The 15,994-nt window shown below is 71.2% G+C and carries 18 protein-coding genes; 10 read left to right on the top strand and 8 right to left on the bottom strand.

Annotated features, from left to right (window positions below; translation table 11 throughout):
- The first annotated feature begins 2 nt into the window (after window positions 1-2).
- The 3 genes from ACQP2F_RS07175 to ACQP2F_RS07165 are packed head-to-tail and all read left to right on the top strand — an operon-like array spanning window position 3 to window position 2,947.
- Window positions 3-1,640, top strand: coding sequence for a regulator (locus tag ACQP2F_RS07175; RefSeq protein ID WP_433301808.1), 1,638 nt, complete (start codon window positions 3-5; stop codon window positions 1,638-1,640).
- 52 nt (window positions 1,641-1,692) lie between these two features.
- On the top strand, window positions 1,693-2,046 hold the full coding sequence (locus ACQP2F_RS07170; RefSeq protein WP_433301806.1) for an AtzH-like domain-containing protein: 354 nt from the start codon (window positions 1,693-1,695) through the stop codon (window positions 2,044-2,046).
- Between the two features lie 28 nt (window positions 2,047-2,074).
- On the top strand, window positions 2,075-2,947 hold the full coding sequence (locus ACQP2F_RS07165) for an SDR family oxidoreductase (RefSeq protein ID WP_433301804.1): 873 nt from the start codon (window positions 2,075-2,077) through the stop codon (window positions 2,945-2,947).
- Here ACQP2F_RS07165 and ACQP2F_RS07160 read toward each other — a convergent pair.
- Entirely contained in the window at window positions 2,940-3,524 is a 585-nt protein-coding gene (locus tag ACQP2F_RS07160) for a DNA-directed RNA polymerase II (RefSeq protein WP_433301802.1), read from the bottom strand. The genes ACQP2F_RS07165 and ACQP2F_RS07160 overlap by 8 nt on opposite strands.
- Window positions 3,525-3,618: 94 nt before the next feature.
- Here ACQP2F_RS07160 and ACQP2F_RS07155 point away from each other — a divergent pair, with 94 nt between their 5' ends.
- Window positions 3,619-4,848, top strand: a complete 1,230-nt coding sequence (locus tag ACQP2F_RS07155) for a GNAT family N-acetyltransferase (protein WP_433301801.1) — start codon at window positions 3,619-3,621, stop codon at window positions 4,846-4,848.
- 29 nt (window positions 4,849-4,877) lie between these two features.
- Complete coding sequence (locus ACQP2F_RS07150) at window positions 4,878-5,354, top strand: hypothetical protein (RefSeq protein ID WP_433301799.1); 477 nt, start codon at window positions 4,878-4,880, stop codon at window positions 5,352-5,354.
- 11 nt (window positions 5,355-5,365) lie between these two features.
- Here the strand turns inward: ACQP2F_RS07150 and ACQP2F_RS07145 are convergent, their stop codons facing one another.
- Genes ACQP2F_RS07145 through ACQP2F_RS07135 form a run of 3 tightly spaced genes read right to left on the bottom strand, consistent with a single transcriptional unit; the run spans window position 5,366 to window position 7,953 of the window.
- Window positions 5,366-5,839 carry a ribose-5-phosphate isomerase gene (locus ACQP2F_RS07145; RefSeq protein WP_433301797.1) on the bottom strand — a complete coding sequence of 158 codons (474 nt, stop codon included), beginning with the start codon at window positions 5,837-5,839 and terminating at the stop codon, window positions 5,366-5,368.
- 12 nt (window positions 5,840-5,851) lie between these two features.
- Window positions 5,852-6,757 carry an alpha/beta hydrolase gene (locus tag ACQP2F_RS07140; RefSeq protein WP_433301795.1) on the bottom strand — a complete coding sequence of 302 codons (906 nt, stop codon included), beginning with the start codon at window positions 6,755-6,757 and terminating at the stop codon, window positions 5,852-5,854.
- Window positions 6,757-7,953, bottom strand: coding sequence for a DUF1015 family protein (locus ACQP2F_RS07135; protein WP_433301793.1), 1,197 nt, complete (start codon window positions 7,951-7,953; stop codon window positions 6,757-6,759). Before ACQP2F_RS07135 ends, ACQP2F_RS07140 begins: the two co-directional genes overlap by 1 nt.
- 44 nt (window positions 7,954-7,997) lie before the next feature.
- Between ACQP2F_RS07135 and ACQP2F_RS07130 the strand changes: the two genes are divergently transcribed.
- Together ACQP2F_RS07130 and pepN are read left to right on the top strand one after the other, a co-directional pair.
- Window positions 7,998-8,180: a hypothetical protein gene (locus ACQP2F_RS07130; protein WP_433301791.1), complete on the top strand. Its 183-nt coding sequence runs from the start codon at window positions 7,998-8,000 to the stop codon at window positions 8,178-8,180.
- 179 nt (window positions 8,181-8,359) lie between these two features.
- Window positions 8,360-10,918, top strand: coding sequence for an aminopeptidase N (gene pepN / locus ACQP2F_RS07125; protein WP_433301789.1), 2,559 nt, complete (start codon window positions 8,360-8,362; stop codon window positions 10,916-10,918).
- Window positions 10,919-10,971: 53 nt separating this feature from the next.
- On the opposite strand, the gene ACQP2F_RS07120 is transcribed toward pepN, so the two are convergent.
- The 3 genes from ACQP2F_RS07120 to ctaJ all read right to left on the bottom strand — a co-directional run bounded on the left by ACQP2F_RS07120 (window position 10,972) and on the right by ctaJ (window position 12,469).
- Window positions 10,972-11,553, bottom strand: coding sequence for a Uma2 family endonuclease (locus tag ACQP2F_RS07120; protein WP_433301788.1), 582 nt, complete (start codon window positions 11,551-11,553; stop codon window positions 10,972-10,974).
- Between the two features lie 159 nt (window positions 11,554-11,712).
- Window positions 11,713-12,111 carry a DUF5130 family protein gene (locus ACQP2F_RS07115; RefSeq protein WP_433307381.1) on the bottom strand — a complete coding sequence of 133 codons (399 nt, stop codon included), beginning with the start codon at window positions 12,109-12,111 and terminating at the stop codon, window positions 11,713-11,715.
- 70 nt (window positions 12,112-12,181) lie between these two features.
- Window positions 12,182-12,469, bottom strand: a complete 288-nt coding sequence (ctaJ, locus tag ACQP2F_RS07110) for an aa3-type cytochrome oxidase subunit CtaJ (protein ID WP_433301786.1) — start codon at window positions 12,467-12,469, stop codon at window positions 12,182-12,184.
- 203 nt (window positions 12,470-12,672) lie between these two features.
- Between ctaJ and ACQP2F_RS07105 the strand changes: the two genes are divergently transcribed.
- Entirely contained in the window at window positions 12,673-13,161 is a 489-nt protein-coding gene (locus tag ACQP2F_RS07105; RefSeq protein WP_433301784.1) for a hypothetical protein, read from the top strand.
- Window positions 13,162-13,169: 8 nt separating this feature from the next.
- Window positions 13,170-13,991, top strand: a complete 822-nt coding sequence (locus ACQP2F_RS07100; protein WP_433301782.1) for a class F sortase — start codon at window positions 13,170-13,172, stop codon at window positions 13,989-13,991.
- Here the strand turns inward: ACQP2F_RS07100 and ACQP2F_RS07095 are convergent.
- Window positions 13,988-14,536, bottom strand: a complete 549-nt coding sequence (locus tag ACQP2F_RS07095; RefSeq protein WP_433301780.1) for an HNH endonuclease — start codon at window positions 14,534-14,536, stop codon at window positions 13,988-13,990. The two genes, ACQP2F_RS07100 and ACQP2F_RS07095, sit on opposite strands and share 4 nt — an antisense overlap.
- Window positions 14,537-14,727: 191 nt before the next feature.
- On the opposite strand from ACQP2F_RS07095, the gene ACQP2F_RS07090 reads away from it, so the two are divergent.
- The gene (locus ACQP2F_RS07090; protein WP_433301778.1) at window positions 14,728-15,804 is read left to right on the top strand and encodes a mechanosensitive ion channel family protein; all 1,077 of its coding nucleotides are present in this window, start codon (window positions 14,728-14,730) and stop codon (window positions 15,802-15,804) included.
- Window positions 15,805-15,994 lie beyond the last annotated feature (190 nt).

Below are 15,994 nucleotides of genomic sequence, written 5' to 3'. Positions count from 1 at the left end.
ACATGTCCACTGCTGCCCCGGCTGCCCCGGCTGTCCCGGCGAAACTTCCCTACTGGGTCCGCGGCGACACCAACGCCTTCTTCGGCTTCGGCGTCAACGTGCTGGTCAACGTGCTCACCCTCACCGGACTCTGCATCGGCGTGATCAAGATGCCGGCCGGCGACGTCTTCGGCGTGATCCTGCCGGCGCTCGGCATCGCGCTGGTCGCCGGCAACATCTACTACACCTACCTGGCCCGGCGGCTCGCGGCGCGGGAGAACCGCACCGACGTCACCGCGATGCCGTACGGCCCCAGCGTCCCGCACATGTTCATCGTGATCTTCGTGATCATGCTGCCGATCTACCTGTCGACGAAGAACCCGGTGGCCGCGTGGACGGCCGGCATCGCGTGGGCGTTCATCATCGGCGTGATCGTGCTCATCGGCGCGTTCGTCGGCCCGTACATCCGCAAATATGCGCCCCGCGCGGCGCTGCTCGGCACCCTGGCCGGCATCTCGATCACCTTCATCTCGATGAACCCGGCCGGCAACATGTGGACGGCCGCGTGGATCGCCCTGCCCGTCTTCGGCCTGCTGCTGATCGGCCTGCTCACCGACATCCGGCTGCCCTTCAACATCCCGATCGGCCTGGCCGCGCTGCTGGTCGGCACCGCGATCGGCTGGATCGGCGGCTACATGAGCGCGCCCGACGTCAGCGCGGCGGCCAAGGACATCGCGTTCGCCTTCCCGCACCTCAAGGTCGGCCTGCTGATCGACGGGCTGAAGGACATGGCCCCGCTGCTGGCCACCGCGATCCCGCTCGGGGTCTACAACTTCACCGAGGCGATGACCAACGTGGAGAGCGCGGCCACCGCCGGCGACAAGTACAACCTGCGCAGCGTGCTGCTGGCGGACGGGGCCGGCGCGATCATCGGCTCCTGCCTCGGCTCGCCGTTCCCGCCCGCGGTCTACGTCGGCCACCCCGGCTGGAAGGCGGCCGGCGGCCGCACCGGCTACTCGATGGCGACCGGCGTGGTCATCGCGCTGCTCTGCTTCTTCGGCCTGTTCGGGCTGCTCGGCGCGATCTTCCCGACCCCGGCGATCGTGCCGATCCTGCTCTACATCGGCCTGCTGATCGGCGCCCAGGCGTTCCAGGCGACCCCGCGGGCGCACGCCGCCGCGGTGGTGGCGGCGCTGATCCCGAACATCGCGCAGTGGGTCACCGGCATGATCGACAACTCGCTCTCGGCCGCCGGCACCACTGCCCAGCAGGTCGGCACCGACGCGCTGGTCGGCGCGGGCGTCGTCTACAGCGGGCTGAAGACGCTCGGCGAGGGTGCGATCCTGGCCGGCCTGGTGCTCGGCGCGATCGTCGCCTTCATCATCGACAAGCGGTTCTGGCACGCGGCGATCTTCGCCGGGTCGGGCGCGGTGCTCACCTTCGTCGGCCTGATCCACGCCGAGAAGGTGCAGTGGAACGCCGACGGCCAGGTCACCCTCGGCTACCTGTTCCTGGCCGCGGTGTGCGTGCTGTTCGCGCTGACCAAGCCGGCGCCGCGGGAACCCGACCCGGACGAGCTCAAGCTGCTCGAGGAGGAGGTCTCCGGCAACACGTTCACCGAGGCGCCGGCCGGCGGCGTACCGGTGCCCGCCTCTTCTTGATCGTCCCGGCCCGGCGCTTCGGCGCCGGGCCCTCACCGGGAGAGGAAAGATCGTGGAGATCGACGAGGTCACCGCCGCCTTCGAGGCCTACGAGCGCGCCCTCATCGCCAACGACGTCGACGCCGTCCTGAGCTTCTTCGCCCCCGGCGCCATCCGGTTCGGCATCGCCGACCAGCAGGACGGCCTCGAGGAGCAGGCGCGGTGGCGGCGCGCGCAAGGACCTCTGCCGCCGGGCCGTCGTCTCAAGGACACCACCATCCGCGCGTACGGGATGGGCACCGTGATCGTGACGACGCTGTTCGGCTATCCGGGCACCGACGTGCTCGGCCGTCAGTCGCAGACCTGGGTCCGCCTTCCGGAGGGATGGCGGATCGTCCACGCGCACGTCTCCGAGCCGCGCGCATAAGTCACACATCGCCGGGCATTCGGCCGTCATGGACCCACGCAACCGTTACCCGAAGCCGTCCCTCGACGGCGGCAACCAGGAACCGCCCGGCTCGACCCGCGCCATGCCCGACAAGCCCGACCACGGCGAGGAGAGCTACCGGGGCAGCGGGCGGCTGTCCGGGCGAAAAGCGATCATCACCGGCGGTGACTCCGGCATCGGGCGGGCGGTGGCCATCGCGTACGCGCGGGAGGGCGCCGACGTGCTGATCTCGTACCTCCCGGCGGAGTCCGCGGACGCCCAGGACACGGTCGATCTCATCGAGAAGGCCGGGCAGCGGGCGGTGGCCGTGCCCGGCGACATCCGGGACGAGGCGCACTGCGAGGCGATCGTCGAGCGGGCCGTGCGCGAGCTGGGCGGCGTCGACATCCTGGTCAACAACGCCGCGTACCAGATGATGCAGCCGGGCGGGATCACCGAGATCACCACCGAGCAGTTCGACCGGGTCATGAAGACCAACCTGTACGCGATGTTCTGGCTGTCGCGGGCGGCGGTCCCGCACATGCGACCCGGCGGTTCCATCATCAACACGGCGTCGATCCAGGCGTACCTGTCGTCGAGCGCGCTGCTCGACTACGCCACCACCAAGGGCGGCATCGTGGCCTTCACCAAGGCGCTGGCCGAGGACCTGGCCGAGAAGGGCATCCGGGTCAACGCCGTCGCGCCGGGACCGATCTGGACGCCGCTGATCCCGTCGACGATGACCGAGGAGAAGGTCTCCTCGTTCGGCGGCGACACGCCGCTGGGGCGGGCCGGACAGCCGGCCGAGGTGGCGCCGGCGTACGTCTACTTCGCGAGCGACGACGCCAGCTACACCACCGGCGAGGTTCTGGGCGTGACCGGGGGCAAGCCCGTCAGCTGAGGTTGTCGGCCACCCAGTGGTAGGCGGTCATCACCCACTCGGTCTGCTGGAGGTCGGCGATGGCGACGCCGGCCAGGAACAGGGCGGTCACCAGGTGCGAGCCGCGGGCGCTACGGCGCCGGCGGCCCAGCTGCCGCTCGAGCACCAGGTAGCCCACGACCCGGGCCAGGCAGAACACGCCGGCCGCGACGATCAGGGTGACCAGGAAGACGATCACCGGGGTGATCAGCGGGCCGCCGCCGGAGAGCGCCCAGATGCCCCAGCAGACGAACGCGAACAGCACCGCCGCCGTGGTCCACTCGCTGCCGCCGCGCAGGTCGCTCCAGCGCCAGCTCATGCCGGGCGCCGTGGGTGGGGCGCCGGCGCCGGGCCAGCCCACCCCGGTCGGCTCGTGCTCGGCGTACCGCTGCTGGGGCTGGGTCTGCGGGGTGACCCGCGCCCGGCCCTGCGTGAACGGGTTGTACGCCGGCGGCGCCGCTCCGGCCGCCGCCGTCCGCTCCTCCGGCGCGTGCCCGGCCCACGGATCCTGCGGTGGCATGTCGAGCGTCCGCTCATACGGATGCGGTTGCTCCGGCATCGCTCCCCCTCGTTGATAGCTCGCGCCCCCCATCGAGAGTAGCGAGCCGACAAATCGTTCGCTCTTACGCGACGAGTCCGTTACACAGAAGGCCATGGACGAGTCCGTACGTCTGCGACAGGCCACCGCGCAGGACCACGACGCGATCGTGGACCTGCTGAACTACGTGTTCCACCACGACTACGACGACGAAGACCGGGCCCGCGACCTGCTGACGTTCGAGGCCGAGCGCTCGCTCGTGGCGGACGACGCCGGTTCGGTCGTCGGCCACACCACCGCGCTCACCCGCGAGCTCACCGTCCCCGGCGCGACGGTGGCGGCCGCGCACGTCACGGGCGTCGGCGTGGCGCCCACCCACCGCCGGCGCGGCCTGCTCACCGCGCTGATGCACCGCCAGCTGGCCGAGATCGCCGAGGCCGGGCGCGAGCCGATCGCCGTGCTCTGGGCCAGCGAGACGACGATCTACCCGCGCTTCGGCTACGGCCCCGCCTGCGCCGTGATGTCGTACCAGGCGATGACCCGCGAGCTGCGCTTGCGTCCCGAGGTGCCGGGCGCCGGCCAACGCCTGCGCCTGGTCGACCCGAAGAAGGCGAGCGCCGAGCTGGCCGAGGTGTTCGACCGGGTCCGGGCCGACCGGGTCGGCTGGTCGAGCCGTCCCGGCAGGTGGTGGGAGCAGCGCCTGGCCGATCCCAAGGATCATCGCGGCGGCGGCACCGCGCTGCGCGGCGTGATCTGCGACAACGCCTCCGGCCGGCCCGCCGGGTACGCGCTGTGGCGCACGAAGGGCCGCTGGGACGAGTTCGGTCCCGACGCCGAGGTGCGGGTCAGCGAGGTGGCGGCCGACGACCCGGCGGTCTACGCGGCCCTCTGGCGCTTCCTTCTCGGCATCGACCTGGCCCGGACCCTGACGTACGACTTCGGCGCGCTCGACGAGCCGTTGCAGTACCTGCTGGACGAGCCGCGCCGCCTGGGCCGGAAATACGAGGAAGCCCTCTGGGTGCGCATCCTCGACCTGCCCGCCGCCCTGGAGGCCCGCCGTTACCTGACGCCGGTCGACGCGGTGCTCGAGGTGACCGATCCGCTGCTCGGCTCGAACACGGGCCGCTGGCGCCTGACCGCGTCGGCCGCCGACAAGGCGCGGTGCGTGCGCACCGAGGAGCCGGCCGACATCGCCCTCTCGGTGACCGACCTGGGCGCCCTCTACCTGGGCGGCACGTCCCTGGGCGCACTGATCGCCGCCGGTCGCGCCCGCCCGCTGACGGCGAACCTGCCGTCGGCCGCGTTCGGATGGCACCGGCAGCCAAATCCGATCGAGGTGTTCTGAGTGACGCCCGCGGCGGTACCGTCGGCGACATGGCCGAGCCCGAACGCCGACGCCGCCGCGTGCGTCCCTCCTCCTCGTCCGCCCCGGCGCCCCCGCCCCCGGACGAACCGGCCACCCACACGCCGGCCGCGCTGACCGGGGCGATTCTCGACCCGGAAGCCCCACCCACCCCCGGCGCTCCGGCCGGCGGCATCCCCGGCGAGCGGCCGGCTCCGGGCGGCGGCATCCCCGGCGAGCGACCTCCCCGCCCGGCGCAAGGGCGACGCCCCTACCCCGGCGGAAGCCCCGGCGCCGGCCCGGGCGGCACCCCCACCGACGACCGCGAGGCGGAGCGCGGGTTGCGGGGCCTGGTCGGCTCGGGGTCGTCACAGGTCAGCGTGGGCGCCGCGCTGCGGGCGCGCGACGCGGCCCGGCCCACCGACGAGCAGCTGGCCGAAGCCGACCGCAACCTGACGATCGTCCGCCGCAACTGGGTGCCGCGCGAGGATCTCCCCCGCAACCGCTGACCGCGATGGGCTCAGGAAGCCGGCAGCTCCGGCAGCTTGCGAGTCTGCTCGTACTCGGCCAGCTGGGTGATCCGCCGGGCGTGGCGCGGGTTCCCCGAGAACGGGGTGGCCAGGAACGCCTCGACGAACGCCGTGGCCTCGTCGAGGGTGTGCTCGCGGGCGCCGATGCTGATGACGTTGGCGTCGTTGTGCTGGCGGGCCAGCTGGGCGATCTCGGTCCGCCAGACCAGGGCGGCCCGTACGCCGTCGATCTTGTTGGCGGCTATCTGCTCGCCGTTGCCGGAGCCGCCGATCACGATGCCCAGCGAACCCTCGTCGGCCACCACCTTCGCGCCCGTGTGAAGGCAGAAGGCCGGGTAGTCGTCCTCGGGGTCGTAGACGTGCGGTCCCACGTCGACGACGTCGTGGCCCTGCTTGGTCAGGTGGTTGACGAGGTGCATCTTCAGTTCGTAACCGGCGTGGTCCGAACCCAGGTAGACACGCATATCGGAAGTCTCTCAGAAGGTCAGTGCCGCGCGCAGCGAGGACGCGACCTGGTCGGTCGCGGCGCGGGCGGCGTCGAGCACGGCCAGCTTGCGGGCGAAGCCGTGGTTCATGCCCATGTAGCGGGTGTGCACCACCGGCACGCCGGCCGTGAGCAGCGCGTCCGCATAGTCGGCGCCCTCGTCGCGGAGCGCGTCGTACTCGGCCGTGATGATCAGCGTGGGCGGCATGCCGGACAGATCCGCCGTGGCGAAGACGGCCACGTCGGGAGTCAGCCGGAGGCGCGGGTCGGGGACGAAGGTCTCCCAGGCGAGCTTCATCGAGGCCCGGTCCAGCCCGTAGGAGCCCAGCTCGTCGAACGACGGCGACGCGGTCATCGGATCGAGCGCCGGATAGATCAGGACCTGGTAGTCCAGCGGGGTGCCCAAGTCGCGCTGGCGACGGGCCGCGATGGTCGCCAGCTGGCCGCCGGCGCTGTCGCCGCCGATGGCCAGGCGCGACGCGTCGACGCCGAGGTCGGTCTGCCGGACATGGGACAGGACCGACTCGACGTCCTCGAGAGCGGCCGGGAACACGTGCTCGGGCGCGAGCCGGTAATCGACCGAGAGAACGGCACAGCCGGACCGGAGGGCGATCCGCCGGCAGACCCGGTCGACGGTCTCGACGCTGCCGTAGCACCACCCGCCGCCGTGCAGGTAGACGAAGAGCGGGGCGTCGACCTTCGTGGCGTAGAGGCGGCAGGGAGCCCCGTGCGCGTCGACGTCCACGACCACGGCCAGCGGCACGGCCGGCCCGCACTCGGCGTCGACCGCCTCTTCCATGGCCTTGCGGGTGAACAGCAGCTTTTCGTACGGGTCGGAAATGTCCGACGGCGGGCGGCGGCGGAGCGACCCCGCCGCCGTCACCTGAGGGTCGAGCATCAGTCGAGCTGGGCCAGCACGAGACCGCCCCGGGCCTTGGGGGTGAACCAGGTGCTCTTGCGCGGCAGCTTCTGCCGCTCGAGGTTGACCGTCACGAAGTCGTCGACGGTCACCGGGGCGATCAGCACGGCCAGCTCGGCGCGGCCGGCGTCGACCTCGCCGCGCAGCCACTCGGCCGGGTAGTCGCCGCCGATGTACGAGATCCGCTTGTCGCCCGGGTCGAGGCCCAGCACGTCACCGAGGAGGACCCGCTCCACGAGCGCGTGGTCGAGGTTCTCCACGGCCGGCAGTTGCGGATCGGCGGGCAGCGTCACCGCAAGGGTGCGGCCCCCGGCGTACAGCTCGATCGTGCCCTTGGCCGGAATGGCCGCCGGCCGGGGCAGCTCCTCGACCGACGCGCCGGCCGCCCGCAGCCGGGCCGGCAGCTCGCCGACCGGCAGCGACAGCTCGCTGATCAGCCGGTTGTAGGGCTGGATGGCGACCGACGCCGGCGTGGTCACCACCGCGAGGAAGCGCGGCAGCCGCCCGGTCTGCGCAGCCAGGCTGCGGTGGTTGCCGTCGGCGACCACCAGCTCCCCGCCGCCGGCCAGCGCGGTCAGCTCGTCCTGCAGCGGGCCGGGCCCGACCGCCCAGATCGCGTGCGTGCGGCCGGTCTGGTCGACGTCGGTGGCGGCGGGCTCCCCCGCCGCGTCGGTGGCGGCCGCCAGCGCGGCGTGCAGCTCGTCGCCCTTGGCCGTCTGCAGCAGCAGCACCGGCGACAGCAGCGTCCCCAGCGCGCCCGCGAGCGCGACCCGCTCGCGGACCTTCTCGATGAAGACTTCCTCGTTGCGGATGACCAGCCCGGGCTCGTCGGCGGTGGCGGAGATCTGGTCGGTGTCGACCATGCTCCACAGGCCGTACGCGGCGGGCTCGCCGGGCGCCGTGATCCGGTAGAGCACCACGACGTGCTCGGCCGGGACGTAACCGCCCTCGGCGCGCTCCAGCGCGAGCCGGGCCACCGCGTCGGGAAGGGAGTCGCTGAACGACTTGCCGAGCGAATCGGGCGCCAGGTGCGGCATCTCGATGGCAAGTGCGCTGTGCGGGTTGGCGGAGATGATGGCGGTGATTTCGGCGTCGTCGGCGAACTCGTCGTAGTTCTGCGCGCCGGTGCTCCCCGTGGTGAGCCAGGCGCGGCGGATCGAATGCACGACCGTCATGGCGCGCAACCTACCTGGCGGGCCGGCGGTGCCTCGTCACCGGCATGTTCCCGCGTGACCTGGCTAACTGTGCTTTTCGCCACGTGCCGACCGGACGGCCGATCGGGGTGGCCGAGACCGTGACCGGCGGGGCGACCATGGCCGCGATCTCGGGCGGGATGCCGGTCCATTTCCCGCGCTCCACGGCGATCGTCGACGTCGCAACCGTCTCCGTATCGGCCATCTGAGGTCCTCCGGTCGTTCACGTTCTGGCTCGTTACCCCATCCAACGATCGGTAGTCCGAAGCGGTGGTGCGTTTACCACTTCTGCCGTCAAATCACGTCCGGGTACTCCGGGTGAGGTACGCCACGCACCGGACGCATAGTCTGACGAGGAAAAGCTCGTGCGCTCTGAAGGAGAGTGGCTGTGGCCGGAGTTCGAAACTTGACACAGGTGGAGGCTGCCGACCGCGCCCGCCTGCTCGAGGTGACCGGATATGACATCGCGTTGGACCTGACCGACGGGTATGGCAATCCGGGCGACGGCACCTTCCGCTCCACCACGGTCGTCACGTTCCGCTGCGCCGAGCCGGGCGCCGAGACGTTCATCGAGACGGCCGCGACCTCGGTGCGCTCGGCCACGCTGAACGGCGAGCCGCTGGACCTGACCGGGTTCACCGCCGAGAAGGGCCTCACGCTCACCGGGCTGGCCGCCGAGAACGAGCTGGTCGTCGACGCCGACTTCGCCTACTCGGCGAGCGGCCAGGGCCTGCAGCGCAGCCTCGACCCGGTCGACAAGGAGATCTACCTCTACAGCCAGTTCGAGACGGCCGACGCGCAGCGGGTGTTCGCCTGCTTCGACCAGCCCGACCTGAAGAGCGTGTTCACCTGGCGGGCCACGGTGCCGAAGCACTGGAAGGTCGTCTCCAACATGCCGGTCGACCGCGAGGAGGAGGCCGGCGCCGGCGCCAAGACGGTGCGCTTCCAGACGTCGCCGCGGATGAGCACCTACATCACGGCGATCTGCGCGGGGCCGTACACCGAGGTGCGCGACGAGCACGACGGCATCTCCCTCGGCGTGTTCTGCCGCGCGTCGATGGCGCAGTACCTCGACCCGGACGACCTCTTCCTGATCACCAAGCAGGGCTTCGACTTCTTCCACGAGCAGTTCGGCGTGCGCTACCCGCTCGCCAAGTACGACCAGCTGTGGGTGCCCGACTTCAACGCCGGCGCGATGGAGAACTTCGGCTGCGTCACCCACGCCGAGGCGCACTACATCTTCCGGTCGCAGGTCACCGACTTCGAGTACGAGCAGCGGGCGAACACGATCCTGCACGAGCTCGCGCACATGTGGTTCGGCGACCTGGTCACCATGCGCTGGTGGAACGACCTGTGGCTGAACGAGTCGTTCGCCGAGTGGGCGAGCCACTGGTGCAACTCGCAGGCGACGCGCTTCACCGACGCCTGGACGACGTTCCTCTCCGTACGCAAGAGCTGGGGTTACCGCCAGGACCAGCTCTCCTCGACCCACCCGGTCTACTGCGAGATGCCGGACCTCGAGGCCGTGGAGGTCAACTTCGACGGCATCACGTACGCCAAGGGCGCCGGCGTGATCAAGCAGCTGGTCGCCTACGTCGGTCTCGACTCGTTCCTCACCGGTCTGCGCGCCTACTTCGCCAAGCACGCCTGGGGCAACGCCACCTTCGACGACCTGCTGGTCGAGCTGGAGGCCGCGTCCGGCCGCGAGCTGCGCAAGTTCGCCGCCCAGTGGCTCGAGACCGCGCAGGTCAACACGCTGCGCCCGCTGGTCGAGATCGGCCCCGACGGCACGTACACGAGCGTGGTCGTCCAGCAGGAGGCCCCGGCCGGCTACCCGACGCTGCGCACCCACCGCATCGGGGTCGGCCTCTACGACCTGCAGGGCGACCGGCTCGTGCGCCGCGACCTGCTGGAACTGGACGTGACCGGCGAGCGCACCGAGATCAAGGCGCTGACCGGGGTCCCGGCCGCGGATGTCCTGCTGCTCAATGACGACGACCTCTCGTACACGAAGCTCCGCCTCGATGAGCGCTCGATGGCGACGGTGGTCAACCACATCGCCGGCATCGACTCCTCGCTGGCCCGGGCCCTGGTCTGGAACGCGGCGTGGGACATGCTGCGCGACGCCGAGCTGGCCGCCCGCGACTACGTGACGCTGGTCTGCTCGGGTCTGCCCCGGGAGACCGACATCAACCTCACCACCTGGACGGTCCGGCAGGCGGCCAGCGCGATCGCGCAGTACGCCGACCCGGCCTGGCAGCCGACCGGCTGGGCCAAGCTCGCCGAGCTGTCCCGCGACTCGCTGGCCACCGCCGAGCCGGGCAGCGGCTGGCAGCTGAGCTGGGCGCGGTCGTTCATCAGCTCGGCCCGCACGCCGGACGAGCAGGCCGTGCTGCGCGACTGGCTCTCCGGGCGGAACGTGCCCGAGGGCCTGGTCGTCGACACCGAGCTGCGGTGGAACCTGCTGCAGGCGCTGGCCTCGCTCGGCGCCGCCACGCTGGAGGAGATCGAGGACGAGCTGGCCACCGACCGCACCGCCAGCGGCGAGCGGGAGGCGGCGGTCGCCCGGGCGCTCATTCCGACCGCCGAGAACAAGGCGGCCGTCTGGGCCGAGCTGACCAGCGACGCCGGCGTGCCGAACTGGCTGAACCGCTCGCTGCTGACCGGCTTCCAGAGCGTCAAGCAGGTGGAGCTGACGGCGCCGTACGCGGAGAAGTTCTTCGACGTGGTGGCCGACGTGTGGGCGCGCTCGGACAGCGAGCCGGCGCAGGAGTTCGTCATGCTGGGCTACCCCGTCTACCAGATCAACGAGCGGACGATCGCGCTCACCGACGCGTGGCTGGCGCGGGACGGGCAGCCGGCGTCGCTGCGGCGGCTCGTGGCCGAGGGGCGCGACGGGGTCGTGCGGGCTCTCAAGGCGCGGGCCCGCGACCGGGCGGCGGCGTGATCCGTCGCGATCGGGCCGCGGCGTGATCCGTCGCGATCGGGCCGCGGCGTGATCTAGAGCCAGGCGGCCGGGGCGACCCGGATCGGATAGGGGGCGTCGAGCTTGACCGGCTCGGCGCCCTCGATGCTCCGGTCGGGGCGGTAGCGCTCGCCGCTCAGGATGTAGGTGCGCAGGAGCGGCGTGGCCCGCCCCGGCTCGACCCGCCAGAACGCGTGGATGCCCGCTTCCGCGTACAGCGTCGGCTTGAGGATGCGGTCGTAGCGGCGGGTGGCCGGCGTCTCCACCTCGACCACCAGCGCCACGTCGGCCGGGTCGCTCCAGATCGCGCCGGACGAGCGCGGCCGCAGCACGGTGACGTCGGGAACGACGTTGCTGTCTCCACCGGTTCCCTCGTTGATGGCGATGCCGAGCCGGTCGCACACCCACCAGCCGGGCGGGGCGGCCGAGCGCAGCGTGGTCACGATGCCGCGGACCACCGCCTCGTGCGACTCGGGTGGCGGGGGCGCGGCGTGCAGGCAGCCGTCGATGATCTCGTACCGATGGCCGTCCTGCGGGAAAAGGTGCAGGTCGGGCTCGGTCCACTCGGCCTCCGGCGCACTCCACCGGGGCGGAGTGCTCGCCACCTGACTGGACACCACCAAAGCGGACCACCTCCATCACCGCGGAGTGCCAGCCTACTCACCCAGTGTTGTTGCCAACGTGTTTCCAGTTTCATTTGGCACACACAAAACGACCCTCATCCCCGTGGGATGAGGGTCGTTGCGCGCGGTGGTCAGTGGCGGCCGGCGTGCGACTCAGTGGCGGCCGGCGTGCGACGCGAGCTGGTCGATGCCGGCGAGGACGCCACCGGCGAGGTCGCCGCCCGCGAAGGCCGCCGCCATCGACAGGCCGGCGAGCTTCGCGTCCCGGTCGGAGATGCGCTTGCGCGCGTCGACGCCGGTGACGATCTCGAGACGGCGCTGGTTGGGCGACACCGCGATCAGCACCGCGAGCGCCGAGTTCTCGATCTGCTTGTGCAGCTTCTCCGCCGACTCGCGGGTCGGGACCTCGAGCTCGCCGATGTAGACGCTGAAGGTCAGCCCGGTCTGCTGGTCGGCCACCCGCAGCGCCTCGTCGAGACGCAGCAGCTGCCGGGTGGTGAACGGGCCGTCGGCCACGGCGTCCGGCCCCGACTGCTCCGGGGCGCTGACCAGCGTGTCGCCGCCCGGCTCGTCGAGCGCGGTCAACGGCTGCTCGCTGGGGAGGGCGGCAGTCTTTCCCAGGTCACCAGCTGTCACTTGCGCCTCCTACAGAACCGGGAAGGACCCGATGGCCGGAGATGTCCTCGAGCACAGGCGCCTCGATCGCCCGGCGGGACTGCCCACCGGCGGGACCGGTGACCTGCTCCGGCGACGCCAGGAACCAGATCGGCTGGAAGTCGTAGGGCCGGCCCGGCCGATACCGGCGGGTCTTCCGGTCGCGGCCGCTGCCCGCGAGGACGAGCGACGCCACCAGCAGGATGACGCCCGCCGGGATGATCACGAAGATCAGGACGGTTTCTGATATCGACAACAACCTCAACGCCCCCAGGCGCCTGAATTCCCGTTGATCCGAACAACGTCACGGTAGCGGAGTGCGGGTCGTGCCGGACCGTCGGGTCTCGAACCCGAGGTCTCAGCCGGTAGGGATCTACGCGGAAACGGCGTGGAGGTGCGAAAATCACCCCTACGCGCCGTTCGGGTCATCGCGCCCGCGAACGGCAGGAGGGGGATCTCATGCGCCGGTCTGTCCCCGCCGCCCTGGCGGCACTCGTCGTAGGCCTGTTCGTCCTGTTCCTGGGCCCGGCCGCGGCACGGGCCGCATCGATCTACCTCGAGGTCAACCCGAGCACCGTGCCGGTCGGCGACGAGGTCGGCCTGCGGGCCTCGTGCGACGACAACCTCAAGGCGGCCTCGGTCACCTCGTCACTGTTCGGCACCGTGGCGGTCAGCCCGCAGTACGGGCTGCTCACCGCGACCGTGCGGGTGCCCTCGGGCACCAAGCCCGGCGACTATCGCATCGACCTGCACTGCCCGGACAACAAGACCGCCTCGGCCACGCTGCACGTGGTCGCGAAGGTGGAGCCGGCCAAGGGACCGGCCACCGGCGGGGGCGGCATGGCGCCCGGGCGGAACGCGCCCATGCTCATCGGCAGCGGCCTGCTCGTGATCGGGGCCGGCTTAGCACTGGGACTGGTGACCCTGCGACGCCGTCGCCTCGGCTGAGGCCGCCCGTGGCTACCCGGCAGACGCCCGCGACCGGCTCGCGAGTGCCCGATGCGGTGCGCGCCAAGCAACCGGCCGAGATCGTCGCGCCGCCGCCCGGCACCATCACCGGCCCGCTGCCGCCGACGCCGCCGGCCCCCGGGCGCCCGGCCTTCCGGCTGCCCCACCCGCGGCCCCGGCCCACGTACCCGCCCCGGCCCGGACGCGGCCGGCGCCCGTGGCCGGTCGGGATGATCGTGCTCGTGCTGGTCTTCCTCGGGCTGTTCCTGGTCGCCATGGGCATCGGGGCGGCGACCAGCATCGACCTGCCCGCGTTGTTCGAGCGCCAGGCCGGCGAGCCGCCGCCGCGCTCCTTCCCGGTGCTCGACCCGAGCCGTCCCGAGCGGCTGACGATCCCGTCGATCAAGGTCGAGGCACCGATCCTCGACGTGGGGCTGGCCTCCGACGGCTCGGTCGACGTACCGCCGCTGAAGCGCCACAACGAGGCCGGCTGGTTCGACGGCGGTCCCACGCCCGGGCAGTTCGGTCCGGCGCTGATCGTCGGGCACGCCGACACCAAGAGCGGCCCGTCGATCTTCTACAACCTGCCGAAGCTCAAGCCCGGCCAGCGGATCGAGGTCCTGCGGGCCGACAACTCGGTGGCGATCTTCGAGGTGAACTCGATCGAGCACTTCAACAAGGGCAAACTGCCGATCCAGCGCGTGTACGGGGACTTCAGCCGCCCCTCGCTGCGCCTGATGACCTGCGGAGGCAGCTGGGTCGGCGGCAGCACCGGCTACTCCGACAACGTCGTCGTCTTCGCCTCGCTGGTGGGCACCAAAAAGAGTTAAGCCGCCTCGGCAGTCTCTGCCGGGGCGGCCGGAAGGTCGAGCCAGTCGGCCCAACGCGGGTCGGGCGTGCGGTGTCCGAGGACCCGCCAGGCCACCCCACGTGGCGCCGCTGGTATCTGGTGCAGGCGCCACCCGAGCTCGGCCGGGGTCTTGTCGCCCTTGCTGTGGTTGCACTTGGCGCAGGCGGCCACCACGTTGTCCCAGGCGTGCAGGCCGCCGCGGCTGCGCGGGAAGACGTGGTCGATCGTCTCGGCCGAGCCGCGGCAGTAGGCGCAACGGCCGCCGTCCCGGGCGAAGATCGCTCGGCGGGAGAGGCCGACGTGCGTGCGGTACGGCACCTTCACGTACCGCGTGAGGCGTACCACCGAGGGAACCGGGAGGTTCTGGTGGGCGCTGTGGAGGATGCCGTCACCGTCGGAGACGCATTCCGCCTTGGCGGTCAGGACGAGGATGGTCGCTCGACGCACTGATACGACGCACAGCGGCTCGTACGTGGCGTTCAGAACTAACGCGGATGAGCCCACTGTCGGTCGTATGTCAGGCATCGTGATCACCCTCCGGTGTAGGTGCTTACAACCGCTCCCGGTCTGTCGGTGTCCGTGGTCCGTGCGCCAATAGTCCCTGATGGATGAGCAAATTGCGAGCGCAATCCGTAGCCGGGCGGTAAACGTCTGAGGTCTGTGCGCTGTGTGGCACCTGAAAGCAACCCCAGCTTCGCCCGGTACGGTGGCTCTCCGTGCTACTCCTGGACCCCAGCCCCGGACCCTCGACGTCACCGAGCCCGAGCGTCTTCGCCTCGATCGACGTAACGAAGATCTGCAACACCGACGTGGTGTGCAGCCGCGTCTACGAGTGGACGGGCAACCAGTGGCTGGCCAACTCCAGCTATTGGGTCATCGTCAAGCCGTTGCGGATCCTCGGGATCGTCGTGGCCGCATTGGTGATCCGCTGGCTGTTGCACCGCGCGATCAAGCGGCTCACCAACAGCACCACCCGGGCCTCGATGCCGGCCCTGCTCAAGCCGCTCAAGGAGCGGACCGCGCAGACCGCCGAGGAAGGCCAGTTCATCCCCGAGCGGCGCCGCCAGCGGGCCGAGGCGATCGGCTCGGTGCTGCGCAGCTTCGTCACCGCGGTGGTCTTCACGATGGCCGCGCTGCTCGTCTTCGGCGAGCTCGGCTTCAACCTCGGCCCGCTGCTGGCCAGCGCCGGCATCGTCGGCGTGGCGCTCGGCTTCGGCGCGCAGAGCCTGGTCAAAGACCTCATTGCCGGCCTGTTCATGCTGCTCGAGGACCAGTACGGGGTCGGCGACACGGTCGACCTGGGCGAGGCGGTCGGCGTCGTCGAGACGGTCGGCCTGCGGATCACCACCGTCCGCGACATGCGCGGTGTGCTCTGGTACATCCGCAACGGCGAGATCGTGCGGGTCGGCAACAAGAGCCAGGGCTGGTCGCTGGTGGTGATCGACATCCCGATCGGCTTCATCAACACGGAGGAGGCGATCGGCGTACTCAAGCGGGCGGCCTCCGCCGTCGCCGAGTCGGCCGAGCACAAGACCGAGTTCCTCGAGCCGCCGGACGTGGTCGGCGTCGAGCAGCTCACCGTGGACGGCGCCGTGATCCGGACGATCGCCAAGACCACCGCCGACGGTCAGGCGACCGTCCAGCGCGAGCTCCGCCGGGCGCTGACCGAGGCGATGGACGAGGCCGGACTCTCCGAACGCATCGCCGCCTCTCGATTGATTCCGCGGGCCGCGGTGCCGCCCGGACTGCCTCTTGCGTACGAACCGGAGGATCGGCCCGGCGGAGCCACCTGAGCTGGGATTAGTTCGTCCGGGGGATGGTGGCCCTCCTCCGAACGGCCGACAATCCGCCCGTCCGCCCTAGCATCGACTCGGACGATCGGGCAGAATCCGCTTGAGCATCTGCACATGCGGCATCACGTTCCCGTCGGGCTCACCCGCGGGCGTGCCGGCGGTCGCCGCGATCCGGCGACCGACCGATCGA

This window comes from Actinoplanes sp. CA-030573, assembly GCF_050951115.1.
GTDB lineage: Bacteria > Actinomycetota > Actinomycetes > Mycobacteriales > Micromonosporaceae > Actinoplanes.
Note: the sequence above shows the minus strand (reverse complement) of the source record. Positions and strands in the feature narration are given on the sequence as shown.